This window comes from Prosthecobacter fluviatilis (assembly GCF_042655725.1).
In the GTDB taxonomy this organism is placed as follows: Bacteria; Verrucomicrobiota; Verrucomicrobiia; order Verrucomicrobiales; family Verrucomicrobiaceae; genus Prosthecobacter; species Prosthecobacter fluviatilis.
The window spans coordinates 89,996-106,379 of sequence record NZ_JBHSMQ010000015.1 but is presented as its reverse complement, the minus strand read 5'-3'; the positions used below and the strand labels follow the sequence as shown (position 1 = coordinate 106,379).

General features: G+C 61.1%; 10 protein-coding genes. 4 read left to right on the top strand and 6 right to left on the bottom strand.

Going from position 1 to position 16,384, the window contains the following annotated elements; genetic code table 11:
• Positions 1-1,298 precede the first annotated feature (1,298 nt).
• Both acnA and ACFQDI_RS24565 read left to right on the top strand, forming a co-directional pair.
• Positions 1,299-4,070, top strand: coding sequence for an aconitate hydratase AcnA (acnA, locus tag ACFQDI_RS24570; RefSeq protein WP_377172039.1), 2,772 nt, complete (start codon positions 1,299-1,301; stop codon positions 4,068-4,070).
• A 120-nt stretch (positions 4,071-4,190) separates the two neighbouring features.
• A complete protein-coding gene (locus ACFQDI_RS24565; RefSeq protein ID WP_377172036.1) occupies positions 4,191-4,652 on the top strand; it encodes a PH domain-containing protein in 462 nt (153 codons plus the stop codon).
• Between the two features lie 18 nt (positions 4,653-4,670).
• Here ACFQDI_RS24565 and ACFQDI_RS24560 read toward each other — a convergent pair whose 3' ends face one another.
• A complete protein-coding gene (locus ACFQDI_RS24560; RefSeq protein ID WP_377172034.1) occupies positions 4,671-5,591 on the bottom strand; it encodes a LysR substrate-binding domain-containing protein in 921 nt (306 codons plus the stop codon).
• A 103-nt stretch (positions 5,592-5,694) separates the two neighbouring features.
• On the opposite strand from ACFQDI_RS24560, the gene ACFQDI_RS24555 reads away from it, so the two are divergent.
• Positions 5,695-6,831 (top strand): HlyD family secretion protein, encoded by a 1,137-nt coding sequence (locus ACFQDI_RS24555; RefSeq protein ID WP_377172032.1) that lies wholly within the window; start codon positions 5,695-5,697, stop codon positions 6,829-6,831.
• Between the two features lie 41 nt (positions 6,832-6,872).
• A complete protein-coding gene (locus tag ACFQDI_RS24550; RefSeq protein WP_377172030.1) occupies positions 6,873-8,471 on the top strand; it encodes a DHA2 family efflux MFS transporter permease subunit in 1,599 nt (532 codons plus the stop codon).
• A gap of 2 nt (positions 8,472-8,473) precedes the next feature.
• Here ACFQDI_RS24550 and ACFQDI_RS24545 read toward each other — a convergent pair whose 3' ends face one another.
• The 5 genes from ACFQDI_RS24545 to ACFQDI_RS24525 are packed head-to-tail and all read right to left on the bottom strand — an operon-like array spanning position 8,474 to position 16,201.
• Positions 8,474-10,927 (bottom strand): exopolysaccharide transport family protein, encoded by a 2,454-nt coding sequence (locus ACFQDI_RS24545; RefSeq protein ID WP_377172028.1) that lies wholly within the window; start codon positions 10,925-10,927, stop codon positions 8,474-8,476.
• Between the two features lie 9 nt (positions 10,928-10,936).
• On the bottom strand, positions 10,937-12,136 hold the full coding sequence (locus ACFQDI_RS24540) for a GNAT family N-acetyltransferase (RefSeq protein WP_377172026.1): 1,200 nt from the start codon (positions 12,134-12,136) through the stop codon (positions 10,937-10,939).
• Positions 12,133-13,884 (bottom strand): DUF4091 domain-containing protein, encoded by a 1,752-nt coding sequence (locus ACFQDI_RS24535; RefSeq protein ID WP_377172024.1) that lies wholly within the window; start codon positions 13,882-13,884, stop codon positions 12,133-12,135. The genes ACFQDI_RS24540 and ACFQDI_RS24535 overlap by 4 nt, the downstream gene beginning before the upstream one ends.
• Positions 13,881-15,137 carry a glycosyltransferase gene (locus ACFQDI_RS24530; RefSeq protein ID WP_377172022.1) on the bottom strand — a complete coding sequence of 419 codons (1,257 nt, stop codon included), beginning with the start codon at positions 15,135-15,137 and terminating at the stop codon, positions 13,881-13,883. Before ACFQDI_RS24530 ends, ACFQDI_RS24535 begins: the two co-directional genes overlap by 4 nt.
• On the bottom strand, positions 15,134-16,201 hold the full coding sequence (locus ACFQDI_RS24525; RefSeq protein ID WP_377172020.1) for a polysaccharide deacetylase family protein: 1,068 nt from the start codon (positions 16,199-16,201) through the stop codon (positions 15,134-15,136). Before ACFQDI_RS24525 ends, ACFQDI_RS24530 begins: the two co-directional genes overlap by 4 nt.
• Between the last annotated feature and the right edge of the window lie 183 nt (positions 16,202-16,384).

Genomic DNA, 16,384 nt, shown 5'->3' with positions numbered 1-16,384 from the left:
TAAACCACAGATGCCTGCGCACTTATTCGCGCAGCGCACAATTTAGCTTTCTGTTTTCGAACAGCTGAAACTCGGTTTGACCCTCGTTCCGCTGCTTCTGTGTTTTCTAAAAGATCGTTTCTGATTCAATTGGAAATGAGCGACTTGAGTCTCTTATTTCCTTTTTTCTCAGCCCGCGTTTTTCGCTGCGGGTTGGGATAGTAGAACAGGTCTAAGACCCTGCAACTACATTTTGACGTTTTTGTCGAAAAACCTTCACTTTTTTGCACCCAAACCGCCTTCCAATGCCGATTTTGACTCCGAAAAGGGCGTTTTTTGCGCCGTTTTTCACCCCTTCGCAGACCCAACAATGCCAACCCTCTTTTTCTCGCGTTATGCCTACGTACGAGGCTTCCAAAACGTGCCTCCCAGAGCCTCGAAAAAGTCGTGTTTGAGCGGCTGATTCCCCTCGATTGAGGTTTTTGGTGCTAAAATCGCGTTTGGGCTGATTTTTTGTTCCAAAAAGCCTGCAAATTGGGTTCGCCGGCGGCTGAATCAGCCTCGAGTCAGCTTCAAAAGAAGGTTTTGTGGCTGCATCTGGCCTCGATTCGGTCTGCTTTTCCTTCTCGTATCCTGTTTGTCCTCTCAGACTGACGGCTCAAATAGCTTACATGTGGGTGCGAGCATGGCGCGAAGGGTGTTAAACGCAGCATTCGCACCTGATGACGGAAGTCCTTTATAAGCGAACTTAAGGGAACTAAAGCTCTCATCACTTGCAGCCCCCCCTCCGATCGACTTTCTGACGTCACTGCCGCGCCACCACGCGAGACAACTGCCTGCTTGCAGCAATTCCCAAAACTCGTTTCCGGTCACACTTGGCTTCGTTGCTCGGCCATCGTGGACTTCGGGCGACGGCGGGCTGAGGACGGCCGCTTCTTACCTCGGGCTGAGCCAACGCAAGCCCGGCGCGAGTTAGAGCGCTGGGTCTCCCAAACGCCAGGAGCGTCGCCAATCACTCGCTTGCCGAAAATCCATTGGGGAACCGCTCTCACTTCGCGCGCCACCCTTTACCCGTTTTTGGATGCTGTCCAAAACCACCCTCTATCCAGCTCCTCTCCCGTTTTCCGCCAAAGTCCCGCTGCATTCTTCATCTGCCCTGCATTCCAGTCCCTGCCCCACCCTTCTGCTAACCAGCCGCTTCTTCCTCTCTATTCCACCCTCACTTCTACCCTGCCCTCTAAAGAGCAGAATACGAGTCGGCCAAAAAAAGGGTGTCATTCCTGCTACTCTTGCTATTTCGTTGGCCGCTACTCATCCCAATGAACACCCCTCTTACCTTCACCACAGGTTCCGGCGCCCCCGGCAAGTATTACTCTCTTCCTGCACTGGAGACAGCCGGCGTCGGCAAAGTTTCCCGCCTGCCGGTTTCCATCCGCATCGTGCTGGAGTCCCTGCTGCGCAATCTGGACGGCAAGAAGGTCACCGAGGCAGATGTGAAGAATCTCGCCAACTGGAACGCGAAGGCCCCCGGCGAATATGAGATCCCTTTCACCGTCGCACGCATTGTGCTGCAAGACTTCACTGGCGTGCCACTCCTCGTCGATCTGGCGACGATGCGCTCCAAAGTCAAGGAACTGGGCAAGAACCCGAAGATGGTGGAGCCCCTCGTGCCGGTCGATCTTGTGGTCGACCACAGCGTGCAGGTGGACTTTGCTGGTACGCAGGCTGCGCTGAATCAAAACCTTGAGCTTGAGTTTGAGCGCAACAAGGAGCGCTATCAGTTCCTGAAGTGGGGTGAGCAGGCTTTTGACACCTTCAAGGTGGTGCCTCCGGGCATCGGCATCGTGCATCAGGTCAATCTCGAATACCTCGCCAAGGGCGTGTTGGAGAAAGACGGCGTCTATTATCCCGATTCTCTCGTCGGCACCGACTCGCACACGACCATGATCAACGGCCTCGGCGTCGTGGGCTGGGGCGTGGGCGGTATTGAGGCTGAAGCAGGCATGCTCGGCCAGCCTGTGACCTTCCTCGTCCCTGAAGTCGTGGGTGTTTACCTCAAGGGTGCGCTCAAGGAAGGCGTGACCGCCACGGACCTCGTGCTCGAAGTGACCCAGAAGCTGCGCAAGCTCGGCGTCGTGGGCAAATTCGTCGAATTCTACGGCCCTGGAGCTGTCAGCCTGCCTGTCACAGACCGTGCCACCATCGCCAACATGGCCCCTGAATATGGCGCGACGATGGGCTTCTTTGGCGTGGATGAGGAAACGGTGGCCTACCTGCGTGGCACTGGCCGCAGCGAAGAGCTTTGCAAGACCGTCGAAAACTACTACAAGGCGCAGGGCATGTGGGGAATCCCGACCGAGAAAGGCTCGCTCGAGTTCACCACCGAGATGGAGATGGATCTCAGCACCGTCGTCCCCTGCGTTTCCGGCCCGAAACGCCCGCAGGACCGCATCGAAGTGCCTGCATTGAAATCCAAGTTCAACGACCTGCTCGTAGCCGATGTGAAGGCCGGTGGCTTTGGCAAGGCCCCTGCCTCCCAGGTCGTCGAGCACCTCGGTACCTCGAAGGCCGACGGCATCGATGTGACCGGAGCCGCAGCAGGTGTGGATGTGGTCTCTGACAAGACCTTCTATGAAGTGACCGTGGACTCCAAGGGTGGCATCAAGGACAGCATCACCGACGGCAGCGTGCTCATCGCCGCCATCACGAGCTGCACCAATACCAGCAACCCAAGCGTCATGCTGGCCGCAGGCCTCCTGGCCAAGAAGGCCAACGCCAAGGGCCTGACTGTGAAGCCTTCCGTCAAAACCAGCCTCGGCCCAGGCAGCCGTGTGGTGACGGATTACCTCAACAAGACCGGCCTTCAGGTCGAGCTCGACAAGCTCGGCTTCCAGACCGTCGGCTACGGCTGCACCACCTGCATCGGCAACTCCGGCCCGCTCGACGCCGGCATTGAAGACGTGGTCAAAGGCCAGGACGTCGTGGCAGCCAGCGTGCTCTCCGGCAACCGCAACTTCGAAGCCCGCGTGCACCAGAGCATCAAGGCCAACTTCCTCATGAGCCCTCCGCTCGTCGTCGCCTACGCCATCGCCGGCACGGTGGACATCGATCTGAGTAAAGACGAGCTCGTCCCCGGCAGCGGCGTCTATCTGAAGGACATCTGGCCCACGCTCAAAGAAGTGCGTGATGCCATGGAGTCCGCCCTCTCCCCGGACGTCTTCCGCAAGCTCTACACCGACTTTGCCTCGCAGAATCCGAAATGGAACGAGATCAAGGGCAGTGTGGGCGATGTGTTTGAGTGGGACACCAAGTCCACCTACATCCAGCACCCGCCGTTCTTCGCTGATTTCAGCATGACGCCCGGAGACATCACCGAGATCAAAGGCGCCCGCCCGCTGGGCATCTTTGGCGACAGCGTCACCACGGACCACATCAGCCCGGCTGGTGCGATCAAGAAGGCCAGCCCGGCCGGCCGCTTCCTGCTGGAGCACGGAGTCGCCCAAGCCGACTTCAACAGCTATGGCAGCCGTCGTGGCAATGACCTGGTGATGACCCGCGGCACCTTTGCCAACGTGCGCATCAAGAACCTCATGCTGGGTGGCAAGGAAGGTGGCGACACCCTCCTGCAGCCTGCGGGCACGGAAATGAGCATCTATGACGCTGCCGAGGCCTACAAGGCCGCTGGCACACCCACGATCGTCATCGGTGCGGAAGACTACGGCATGGGCTCCAGCCGCGACTGGGCCGCCAAGGGAACGCGTCTGCTCGGCGTCAAAGCCGTCATCACCAAATCCTTTGAGCGCATCCACCGCAGCAACCTCGTCGGCATGGGCGTGCTGCCCTGCAACTTCAAGGACAAGGCTGACTACGACAAGGTCAAGGACCTCAGCGACGCCACCTTCGACATCCTGGGCCTGAGCAACGACTTCAAGCCCATGAGCGAGGCCACCCTGCGCGTCCACAAGGCCGACGGCAGCAGCTTCGATGTCCCGGTCATCGTCCGCATCGACACCCCCGTCGAGATCGACTACTACCGCGCCGGTGGCATCCTGCCCTACGTGCTCGCGCAGATCCTGCGTGCCAATGCGTAATGCGTAAGACGAGCCTCCAAGCTCGTTCTGCCCCTGGAAACAACTCATCCGGCAGCCCGCAAGGCTGCCGGATTTTTTGTGCCCGTTGCATCTGGCTGCACACAGAGCACCGTCTGTCTTATGGACACCACACTTGTCTTCCCCATCATCCCTGCCAGTGCCAAGTCGCTTTGGGTTCTCGCCATCATCGCGCTGGTGCTGCTGCTGGGGGCCGCGCTCCTGGGCTATCTGGCATGGTCCACACGGCACGTCACCTGCACCGTCTCCCATGAAGGCCTGCGCATTCAGGGAGACTTGTATGGCCGCCTGATTCCGCTGCGGTCTCTCCAACTGGAGAAGGCGGTGGTAACCAATCTCAGGCAGGACAAGGAGCATCAGGCCAAATGGCGCACCAACGGCACCGGGCTGCCCGGTTATGCCTCCGGCTGGTTCAAGCTGCGCAACGGGGAGAAGGCCCTGCTCTTTGTGACCGATCCCACCCGTGTGGCACGCATTCCCACCACCGAGGGTTACAGCGTGATGCTGAGTGTCAGCGAGCCCGCAGCCCTGATCGATGCGCTGAAGCGGCAAAACGGGCCTTAAAACGGCCCTGCGGGCCATTCACCGCACAGCCACCTGGCTTTCGACCTTTTTGGCCTCCTCCTCCACGATGCCCAGAAACGTGTCCCGCAATGCGGAGGGGAAGTTCTCGTCATAGACCGCACAGAGGTCGTAGTGCAGGCTTTTGTCAGTCACGAGCAGCGCTGCACAGCCTGGAGTGCCCGTGCGTTCGGCGATTTTCGGGATCAAAGCCACTCCAGCTCCTGCGGCGACCATCGTCACCAGATTCTCCGCGTTCGAGGCCGCGCTGCCAAACTGCGGCAGAAAGCCGATGCTGCGGCAGATTTCCCGCGTCCACACACGCTGAGCGTCGCTGCCATACATGAGGATGTGCAGAAAGGTCTCGTCCTCCAGCTCGCGCAGGCGCACGGTGCCGCGCCTGGCCAGGGGGTGATGCTCCGAGACCAGCACGATGAGCGGGCTGCGCAGGATGTTGCGCACCACCAGTTTTTTGGCCGCCGAGAGCTTGGCAAAGATCTCCGGGATGAAGCCGATGTGGACACGTCCTGCGGCGATCTGCGCCAGCTGGTCTGAGGGGCCCGTCTCCTGCACGCTGATCCGCGCCTTGGGCAGGGCCGCATGCAGCCGCGTGAGGCAGGCCGGCAGAAAGCTGATGGTCAGCGGCCCCATGGAGCCCACACGCAGCTCCCCGGTGGTTCCCGCCGCAGCCTCTTTGGCACGCGCCACGGCCTTGTCCGCACGGGTCAGCACTGCACGCGCCTCCCGCAGAAAGACCGTGCCAGCGTCCGTAAGCGCCACGTGGTTCCGGTTCCTCTCCAGCAGCTGCAGGCCCAGCTCCTCCTCAAGATCTCGGATCTGCGTGCTCAGAGAGGGCTGCGCCAGCCGCAGACGCGTAGCCGCACGGCTGAAGCTCAGGGCCTCCGCGACGGCGACGAAGTAGCGCAAATGACGCAATTCCACCCAGCAACTTATAGCTTTTAGCTATCACACGCAAAGGAAACAAGTCATGTCCGGCAGGGGGGCGGTGAGGGATGATGGTGCCGAAACAACACCTCTGAAAGACATGAGCACCCTAACCCTGACTGCCAAGACCCTCGTCCACGACGACATCGGGCTCGAAGAAGCCCCGGCACCAAGCTCCCGCAGCGCCACCAAGCGGCGCAGGCTAGGCACCCGCGCCCGGCTGCTGCTGCTCGGCATCCCCCTGCTGGCCTTGGCCGTGGCCTCACTTGCCTCCTGGCTGGCCTATGCGGCCAAGTTTGAGGAAACCGACAACGCCTTCATCGAGGCGGACGTGCACCCCGTGAGCAGCCGCATCACCGGAGACGTGCTGGAGGTCCTTGTGCAGGACAACCAGTTCGTCACCAAGGGCCAGCCGCTGGCAAAGCTGGACCCGCGTGACTACGAAATGAAGCTGGCCTTTGCCAAAACCTCCCTGGAGCAGGCCACCGCGCAGATCCCCCAGGCCGAGGCCGCCCTGGCACGGGCTCAGGCTGCCGGGCGGGAGGCCGCTGCCAAGGTGGAGGTGACCGTAGCCCAGCTGGAGAAAGCCCGGCTCGACTTTGACCGCGCTGAAAAGCTCTTCACGACCGAAGGCAGGGCCATTTCCAGGCAGGATCTCGACAGCGCCAAGTCCGCCTTTGAGGCCGCGACCGCCAGCCACACGGCGGCCTTAGCCGCCACCGAGGCCTCCGCCGCAGGGGTGCGCGCCGCCGAGGCAGATCTGGCCGTGGCCAAAGCCGGACGTGACCACGCCCAGGCAGTGCTGGACGACGCTGAGCTCCAGCTCTCCTACACCGTGCTGCGTGCGCCAGAAACTGGCCGCATCGGCAAGCGCACCCTCCAGACCGGCCAGCACGTGCAGCCCGGGCAGGCCCTGCTGGCGGTCGTCTCCCAGGACACCTGGGTGGTGGCCAACTTCAAGGAGAACCAGCTCTCCCAGATGCGCCCCGGCCAGCCGGTGGAGATCAAGATCGACGCCATCCATGGCCAGAGCTTCCAGGGGCAGGTGGACAGCTTCTCTCCGGGCACGGGTGCCAAGTTCACCCTGCTGCCTCCTGACAACGCCACCGGGAACTTCACCAAGATCGTCCAGCGCCTGCCGGTGAAAATCCGTCTCGCTGCCGACCAGACGAAAGCCTTCTCCGCCCAGCTCTCCCCAGGCCTCTCGGCCATCGCCACCGTGCGGGTGAAATCCTGAGTTCGCCTTCGAGAATCCCAATCCTCCACCCAGAAACCGCCATGACGCGAAGCCCTGCACTTTCCATGCCGCTGGACGATGTGCCCACGGCTTCCCGCGAGAACCTCCGCAACTGGGTGGCCGTGCTAGGCTCCCTGCTGGGCGCCTTCATGGCGGTGCTGGACATCCAGATTTCCAACTCCTCGCTGCAAAACATCACCGGGGGCATCGGAGCCACGCTGGATGAAGGCTCATGGGTCTCCCTTTCCTATCTCGTGCCGGAGATCGTCGTCATCCCGCTGTGCGGCTGGCTGGCACAGGTCTTTGGCATGCGGCGCTACCTCATCTGGAACAGCGTGCTGTTTCTCGTCTTCTCCATCTGCTGCGGTTTTGCGTGGAATCTCTCCAGCATGATCGTCTTCCGCGCCCTGCAGGGCTTTACCGGCGGCGCGCTCATCCCCATGGCGTCCACCATGGTGCTGCTCAAGCTGCCTGCCTCCAAGCAGCCCGTGGGCTTTGCCCTCTTCGGCCTCAGCGCCATGTTTGCACCGGCCATCGGCCCTACTGTGGGCGGCTGGATCACCGAGAACTACTCCTGGCCGTGGATCTTTTACATCAATCTGGTGCCCGGCATCCTCCTCGTGGCCGCCATCGCCTGGGGCCTTAATGCCACGCCCATGCAGCTGCCGCTGCTAAAGAAGGGAGACTGGACCGGCATTCTCTTCATGGCGCTCGGCCTTGGCTCGCTCACCGTTTTTCTGGAAGAGGGCACGCGGGAGGACTGGTTCGGCTCCGGGTTCATCACACGCCTGGCCATCCTCGCCGCCATCACGCTGCCGCTGTTTGTCGCCATTGAGCTGATGCGCAAGAAGATCACGCCCGTGGTGAACCTGCGCCTCTTTGCACGCCGGAATTTCCTGCTCGGCAGCATTGTGAACCTGGTGCTGGGCCTCTGCCTCTACGGCTTCATGTATCTGCTGCCCGTCTATCTGGCGCAGATCCAGGGATACAACGCCATGCAGATCGGCTCCACCATGATGTGGGTGGGCCTGCCTCAGCTCGTGGTCATGCCCTTCATGCCGCGTCTCATGCAATGGTTCGACAAGCGCGCCATCGTCGCCTTCGGCCTCGCACTGTTCGGCCTCAGCGCCATGATGATGAGCACCATGAGCGCCGACACCGCGCACGACCAGCTGGTGCTGCCGCAGATCGTGCGCGCTCTGGGTCTCACCTGCATCATCGTCCCGCTCTCCCTTATCACCACCGGCGGCATTGAGACGCAGAACGCCGCCAGCGCCTCGGGCCTCTTCAACATGCTGCGCAATCTCGGCGGTTCCGTTGGCATCGCCATGCTCTCCGCCCTGCTCACCCGTCGCGAGCATTTTCATTCTCATCATCTCGGCGAAGCGATCAGCCTCTACAATCCGCTCACTCGCGACCGAATCGCCGCCATTACCCAAAATCTCATTTCCCAGGGCATCGATGCCGTCGGTGCACAAGACCGCGCCCTGCATCTGCTCGATGCCACCGTGCGCAAGCAGGCCTTCATCCTGGCCTTCAACGACTGCTTCCATGTAGCCGGGCTGCTCCTTCTGGCCATGATCCCTCTCATCTTCCTGTGCACCAAGACGGCTGGCTCAAGCGCGGCGGGCGCGCATTGAGATCAACCCCCGTTCACCACCATGCCGCGCAGGGCGCTGGAGGACATCATCGGCTGCAGCAGGGCCAGCCCGGCGCGCAGCTGGGCGGGCGTGGTCTTGGCGGGGTTGTTGACGATAAGCACATCGGTCGCGAGCGGCGCAAGTGGAGCGACGTTCGCAAAGCTGTTCAGCAGCGGCGAGGCATCCAGAATGATCCAGTCCACCTCCGTTTTTGCCCGCTCGATCCAGCTGCGATATCCGTCGAGCAGTTCATTCGTGGCATGGGCGGGCAGGTCGCAGCCGGGCAGCAGGAAGAGATTGCTGTGCCCGTAGCGCAGAACACTCAGATCATTCGCATACGCTCCGTAGCCCTGCATGGTGCGCGGGAACCACTGGTGCATCGTGGGGGAGGATGGATTGCACTCCATCATGAACACCCGGCGGCCCTGATGGCAGAAAGCGGCGGCCAGTGCGGCGGAGACCAGCGTCTTGCCTTCGCCTGTGCCCGCGCTGGTGATGAGGACCACCCCGGCGGTGCTGCCACGGCTCATCGCCTGCTTTTCGAGTGTGCTGGTGAGCTGATGCAGCGCACTGGAGGCCCCGAGGGGCTCCGGCTTTAGCAGCTCTGAGAGCATGGCTTCGGGGCTGGAACCGTGCACGTAAGGCAGCCGGGCCAGAACGGTGGCTTCACCGCTGGCAGGCTTGATGACCGGCACCTGGCGAGTTTGCGGCTGCGGCACTGCCTGCAGCGGGTGATTCACCGCAGGCAAAACTGGCGTAGGGGCAGCTTTGGCGATGGCAAAGGGAGATGCTGGCGGTGGCACCGGCTGAGCAGGATAGCCGTAGCCATAGGCAGTGTGCTGCGTCTGATCTTGCGCCGCAGGTTTTTCCACCTTGGGCCGGAAAAGCTTCCTCACATGATCATCGAAGATGCCCCAGCCAACGGGCAGTCCCAGAAAGGTGATGCCGAAAAGCATGATGGCGGCGGCCGCAGCAAGAGGCTTGCTGGGTTTCACAGGCTTTTCCGGCACCATGGCCACATCCACCACTCGCAGCATGCCGCTGTCACGGAACTGGCTTGTCAGCGCGGCCTGGCTGCGGCGCGCCTCGATTTTTTCGTAGAGATCACGGTCCATGCGCACCTGATCGCGCAGCAGGTTCAGCTGCACATTTTTGCCATTGACGTCCAGAGCCACGCCGCGTGCCTCCTCAAGCTGACGGCGATAGTCGGCAAGCTGCCGCTCCTGGGACTCCACCTCGGCCTGGATGATACCCACCACATTGCTGACCGCATGGTCCAGCCCCGCGCGCAGTGTTTCGATTTCATTTGCCAGCGCGATCATGCGCGGGTGCTTCCTCCCGCACGTCGCCTCCAAAGGCGCGCGCTCGGCGATCTTGGCGTCGAGCTGCTTGCGGATGAAGCTCACGTCGGCGTTGTCTGCGAAAACTTTGAGCTCGGTCAGGTCACGGCCGGACTTCTGCGCAGCGGCAAGGTCTTTGAGATCGCTTTTGGCCTTGGTGAGCTTCAGGTCGGCATCCGTGATCGCGGCGTTGAGCTGCCGCACCTTTTCATTGGACACCTCCTTGGATTCCGAGTCCTCCATGAGGCCCTCTTTCTTTCGGTACTCGGCGAGTTTCTGCTCTGATTCACGCAGGCGCTTCAGCAGCTCTTCGGATTTTGACTCGAGGAAGGTGGAGGCATCGGCACTCAGCTGCCCCTCCTGCTCCGCCACATAGCGGGTGTAGTCTTCAACAAACCGATTGGCCAGCTCTGCTGCGAGCTTCGGATCGCGATCCCGGATTTGCACCCGGAGCATGTGCGACTCTTTGAGCGGCTCCACACGCACATTGGCAATCATCAGGTCAATGAAACGTTCGCGCGGGTCGCCGGGCTTGCCTGGCTTGTAAAGCCCCAGCAGCTTGAGCAGTTCGTCCTTGCGGCCCAGCGAGTGGGCCTCGCGGTCAAGCAGCGCGTCGCGGTCCTTCGCCGGGAAGTGGTCGTAGAAGTAGCTCAAAAAGCGTCCGGACAGCAGTTCCGCACGGTGGTTGTTGATCAGCTGCACCGCGCTCAGCTCGGTGACTCCGCGCCCGGACATGGCGTCAAACTTGAACGGATTGGCGTCCTGAATGCGCAGGAGCAGCTGCGATTCAGCCTCATAGATTTTCACCCCCATGCCGAGGTAATAAAAAGTGAACGCCGCCAGCATGAGCCCAAGCAAGGCCGCCCGCAGCCAGCGCTTGCGGATGTAGCCTATGACGTCGACCAGGCTGATGAGCGACTGCACCTCAAAATCCTGCGGATTGATCGGCGGCAGGAAGGCACGCGGATCAAACACAGGGGAAGAGCCCGGATGCGCGGGCATGGTGATGGACGGCGCCAGCGGCGCCAGCCCACGCGCTGGTGCGAGGGCGAGCATAGCCCCAAAGCCGTCCTTGGGGGCGGCGTTTGAAGGTTGAATGCTGTAGGAAATGGCCATATGAAAAAATTACTCGGCGGTAAGAGCCGCCGCTGAAGAAGAACGCCGTGGCAGCCAGCGGCGCACTGTGCGCAGTGCCGTGAATGCCCTGGAACGCCAGCTGGTGGGATTGAAGCCTTCGAGATCAAGCAGCCAGCGCTCTCCGTCACACCACTGCCGTTTGTACTCGTAGTCGCTGGGCAGCATGTCAAACACCCGCAGGCCTCGCTGGATGCAGCAGTCCACAGTCCAGCGAATGACCAGTTTTCCCGGGGAAATCTTCGCCAGTGCACGCTCCCAGCCCGACTGGTACTGGAAAAACTCCTCACGCTCGACGAAGCCGTACAGGGCGGCGACCAGTTTGCCATCGGCTTCGAGTATGGGCATCCATGCGCGCTGCTGCGGCAGCCAGCGCGCCGCCAGCCGCTGGTGAAAGCGCCAGGAGGCTTCCGTGGTGAAGCTGCTGACACCTTCCGCCCACTGCATGGCATGCAGCACCCGGAACTCCTTCATCGTGTCGTCAACGGTCATGCGCTCGCCGGCATGGCTGGCAGTGCCTGCATGCTCTGCCGTGAACGCCCTGCGGCAGCGGCGCAGCAGATTGCGCCATTTCGAGCTGTGACGCGCCTCGTATTCCTCCCAGGAGGCAGGCAGGTTGATGTACCGGCCAATCTGACGGTTCAGCACGCCAGCATGGCTGAACGACTCCTGCAGAGCCGCGAGGAGATGCGGTCTGTTGGGAGATTCTTCCGGCAGGTGATTGAGACGGACATTGTCGCATTCCGGCATCAGCAGTTTGAACACACCACAGAGCTGCGGCGTGAGTTCATCCTCCTGCCCGGCAGGCACAATGAGGTCCAGCCGCTCTCCGTGCGCCTCTCCAAATCCTGCCAGAAAGGCCAGTGTCACGAGATGCTTGCGCACAGAATCCGGCTCAGAGGCGAGCATGAGCGGCGCGATCGCCTGCGGCACACCTGCGGCATCACGAAGCACGCCAATGGCCAGCCGCGCTTCTTTGCGACACTCTTCCCACCACAGGCTCATCCAGTCCCAGCGGACGAATGGCGAACGCGTGGCCATCTTTTCGACCAGCACATCCCAGAAAGGCTGCAGCGCGAGGAATCCCGCTTCATCACGGACGATCTCGAGCGTCAGCACACCACGACGCGGAGCGGCAGCAGCATGGGGCGCGGTGCGGCGCAGATTGGAGCCCAGCATCAGCGAAGTCATTTTGCACCTCCTGCCGGCAATGCGGCTGATTGTTTGCGATGCTGCGCGGCTTCAATCAGCGCCCCCAGTTGCTGGCGCGCATTCAGGAGCCTGCCTGGATTGTCATCCCAGTCGCCAAACCCACGTGCAAAACTGGCGGTGAGGCGGCGCGCCTCGTCCTCAAGGCCCATCTGGCGCGCCAGCATCAGGTAGTCATAGTCTTCCGCCGTTTCACGCAGCCACTTCAGACGCATGGAGGCCACCGGGGCGTTGCGGCCCTGGTGCTTTTCCGTGGCAGGGTAGATGTAGGAGCCATCTCCGTTGTAAGTCGCACCATCAGGTGTTTTGAAGGTGCCTGCATCCTGCCAGACATCGACGCCTTCGGCGGCAAAGATCGTGTCCCAGTAGTCGAAGCCGGTGATGCCGTGCTTCGGAAACAACCAGCCGACAATGCGGTGCGCCATGGGCGGATAGTCGATTGCCCACACAGGTGGAAAGCTGCTGCCGAGCTGCTGCGGCCTGCCGTGCTGCTCCTCCCACGCCACCGGCATCTGGACGAGCGCCGCGTAGGTCCACACTTCCTCACCCGCCTGACGACGCAGGGCGATGTCATGCCTCCCGCCGGCCCATTCCATGTCCTTCCACACTTCGCTGAAATGCGGCACCCAGATGTCCACCGCACCGTTCAGCGAACCCCACGCCGATTTTTCAGCCGTCGGCTGTTCGGTGACATGCAGCGGCACACGCACGCCATGCTTCCTCTCCACTTCATTGAAGAACTCGCCCCAGCGGCGCACCGTGGCATAGGCCGTTTCATCGTTCGGCTCATCCAGGTCTCCCATGATGACGTACCCGCGTGATTCACAATGAATTTTGGCCAGCAGCTTCATCCACTGCGCGACATAGCTCATCGCAGCCTCACGGTCCGCACCCAGGGGGTCCTGAAAAGGCCATTTTGGCCAGATTGGCAGCCCAATGCTGTTGCAATGACGATGCAGCAGGTGCTTTCGCAGCGCTTTCTCGGCTTTTTCTTCATCCAGCTTGCCAGTGCCGGCGTCGGGATAGCTGCCGTAGATCTGGTCCACACTCAGGCGATGCTCGGCCAGTATGTCGTAGTAGGCATCGAGCAATGCCGCATGCGGCGGTGTTGGCGCGTTGTCATGATAATCCAGCCCATGGACCTGAGCCACATGCCGCACCGTGGTCATGATCGACGTGCGCAGCTGGGGCACGACCGGCAGGTCAAAATCCCAGACATTGAGCGTGTAACAGGCGATGACTTTCAGGCCATCGGCAAATTCGAACCGCACCTGGCCGGTGTATGCGCCCGGGGCAGCCGTGTAAGGCACAAAAACATCCACCCAGTATGGCTGGTTCACCACCTCAGAACCGTGGCTCTCTTGCAGAGGCATGTCGAGCGGCACGAGCGCATCCGGATAATCCCCCGCTGGCAATGGCGCCCGCGGTGTGGATTTGGACACTCGCACGTAATGCTCGCGCAGCACCTTCGGCGCAGGCAGCAGGGCATCAGAATCATTCTTGGCGATCCCGGTGGCGACCACCCGCATGGATTTGAGCTGCTCTGGTGTGGCGGTGATGATGATCTGCAGCGGCTCCCACTCACCCCGTGCTGCGTAAAGAATGTTTGCGCCTGAGACAGGCGCGGCCCCCTCACGCGGAATGCGGGTCATGCCATCACAAAACGCCACTTTGACCGGCTGGGCGGCTGCAGGAAAGACCAGCGCCATGCAGAGAAGAAGCGCTTTCATGCCTTCACCTCCAGGAGCTCTGCATAAGTTTCTGCATACTGCCGTGCCGCGTGGGCGATGGTAAAATGTTCATTCACCCGCTGACGGGACATCCGTGCGATGTCTTCACGAGCCGCCGCTCCGAGCTGCAGCGCTTTTTCCCAGGCACCGGCCAGCGCAGCCGGGTCACGCATGGGCACGACCTGACCGACCCCTTCCAGCAGACGAGCGCAGTCGCCCACATCTGTGGTGACACACGGCACACCGCAGGACATCGCCTCGATGATGGTCATCGGGCAGGCCTCGGTTCGCGAAGAAAGTGAAAACACATCCAACGCCGGATACAGCTTCCATGGATCGGCGCGGAAAGAGTCAAACCGCACCTGCTGCCGGTGTGGCAGCTGAGCCAGCAGCTCACGCTCCACCTCACCCAGCTCGATCTCGACCCCGCCGCAGAAAACGAAATGGGCCTTGGGCACACGGTTTTGGAGCAGGGCCGCTGCACGCAAAAAAGTGGCCAGATCCTTCATCTCATGGAAACGCCCGACGTAACCGATCACGGGCACACCCGCAGGCAGCCCCAGCTCAGCCCGGGTGTCGAGTCCGGCATCCGTGTCTGGCAGAAAACGCTCTGCATTGATGCCGTTGGGAATCCAGCGCATCTTGGCTCGCGGGTAACCGATGGCTTCATGGTCTTCGATGGCAGTGGCAGAGCAGGAAATGATGCGCTTCGGGATGCAGCGCGCAGTCACCGCCAGCATGCGGCGGAAGAGCGCCATCTTGAAGTCACTGTCGCCGGGATTTCGGTGAATTTCGCGGCAGTGGATGCTCCAGACAACATTGCTCACGCCCGCCGCCCGTGCGGCCCAGCCGCCGACAAGATCCGCATGGTGTGTCCATGTCTGCACCACATCCGGCCGCTCAGCGCGCAGCACGGCATGCAGTCTGGCGAGCGTACGTGGATGGAGATAGGCGGTGCTCTCGAGGTCGTGTACATTTACCCCTGCTTCATGCAAGCGCCTGAGCTGATGCTTCCAGGGCCTGGCATTGACAGCCACCACGACGGTGCGAAACCGGGCCGGATCAAGAGATTCAGCCAGGTTCATGAGCATCGCCTCCGCCCCTCCCCCACCGATGCTGTAGGCAAAATGCAGCACCACCGGACGCTGGTCGGACGCTTGCGCAGGCATTGCGTGCGTCGCCACGAACGCACGTGCCGTCTGCCGGATGGGCAGCTGCAGCGTGTTGGTCGTGTCCAGCGTGATCGTCCTCATATCATCGACATCGCCTTCCGGCAGCTCTGCCGCCAGTCTTTGAGTGTTTCGAATGCACCAGACACAGTGGCTTTCGCCTCCAGCACCGACTCAGGCGAGCCGTAGCGTGGCAGCTGGTGCATCGGCACAGTGCTGTCAACACGGCCGCTGATGGTCGTGCATGCGGCCTTGAAACCGGCCTCACGCACGAGCATGAGTGTTTCACGCGTGAAATCATCACTGCCGCCATTGGGATAGGCAAAGGCAAAAGGCAGCTCGCCGATCTCAGCATGTATGCGGTCCCGGCAGGTGGCGATTTCTGCCCGCACTGCCCTGACATCGCAACGCGCCAGAATGGGATGCGTATGTGTGTGGCCCCCGATGTCCACATGCCCGCTCAGCGACATTTCACAGGCCATTTCCCAAGTCATCGGTCTCATGGCCTGGGGCAGGTCATCAAATGAGGGCTCAGTCACCTCCAGCGCATTCTCCAGGCGGCCCACTTCGCTGAGCAGATCTGCGTCCGGCAGTTCCTTGAGCTCAGGCAGCAGCTTCGCGAGCGACTGCTGGCGAAGCTCATAAGTGCCCAGGTACAGCCGGAGGCTTTTCCCGTTGATCTTCCAGTCGAGCAGTTCTTTCCGGGTGCGGCCGAGCGCGAGATCAGCACGCTGAAACCAAAACATTTCCACCGCATCAAGAAAACCCGTGGTGACAAAAATGGTCGCGTGCAGTCCGAACTCCCGCAGAATGGGATAGGCCAGCTCGTAATTGGAGGCATAGCCATCGTCAAAAGTGATGATGACAGAATTGTCAGGAAGACCCGACCCCTGGGTGCGGGCCTCGACAAGATCCGCCAGCGAAATCACGTGGTACTCCTTTGCCAGCATGGCGCAAATGCTGCGAAAGACGCCCGCCTGAAGATGCAGAGACCAGTCGAGAATGCCTCGGTCAGAGGTGTTTTCACTCAGCCCGTGGAAGGTCAGTATCGTGGCCTCGGCAGAACGTCTTGTCCGTGCAAACGACGCCAGCCCGCTGCCGACCAAGGCAGCAGCTTTGATAGAGCGCGGGTAGAAAGCGAGCGGCATAATCAAAGTATTGATGAATGCTATGTCCTTCAATCGACAAGCAACTGGCGAACATGGCGGGTATAGGAATTTATTATTTACGACGAATATTCATACTTTAGGGCGCAGTTTATTAACTTCAATGAAATTATCATAAATACCGTATCATTTTTACGCTTTCCTTACTTTCGTTCATAGCCAGTC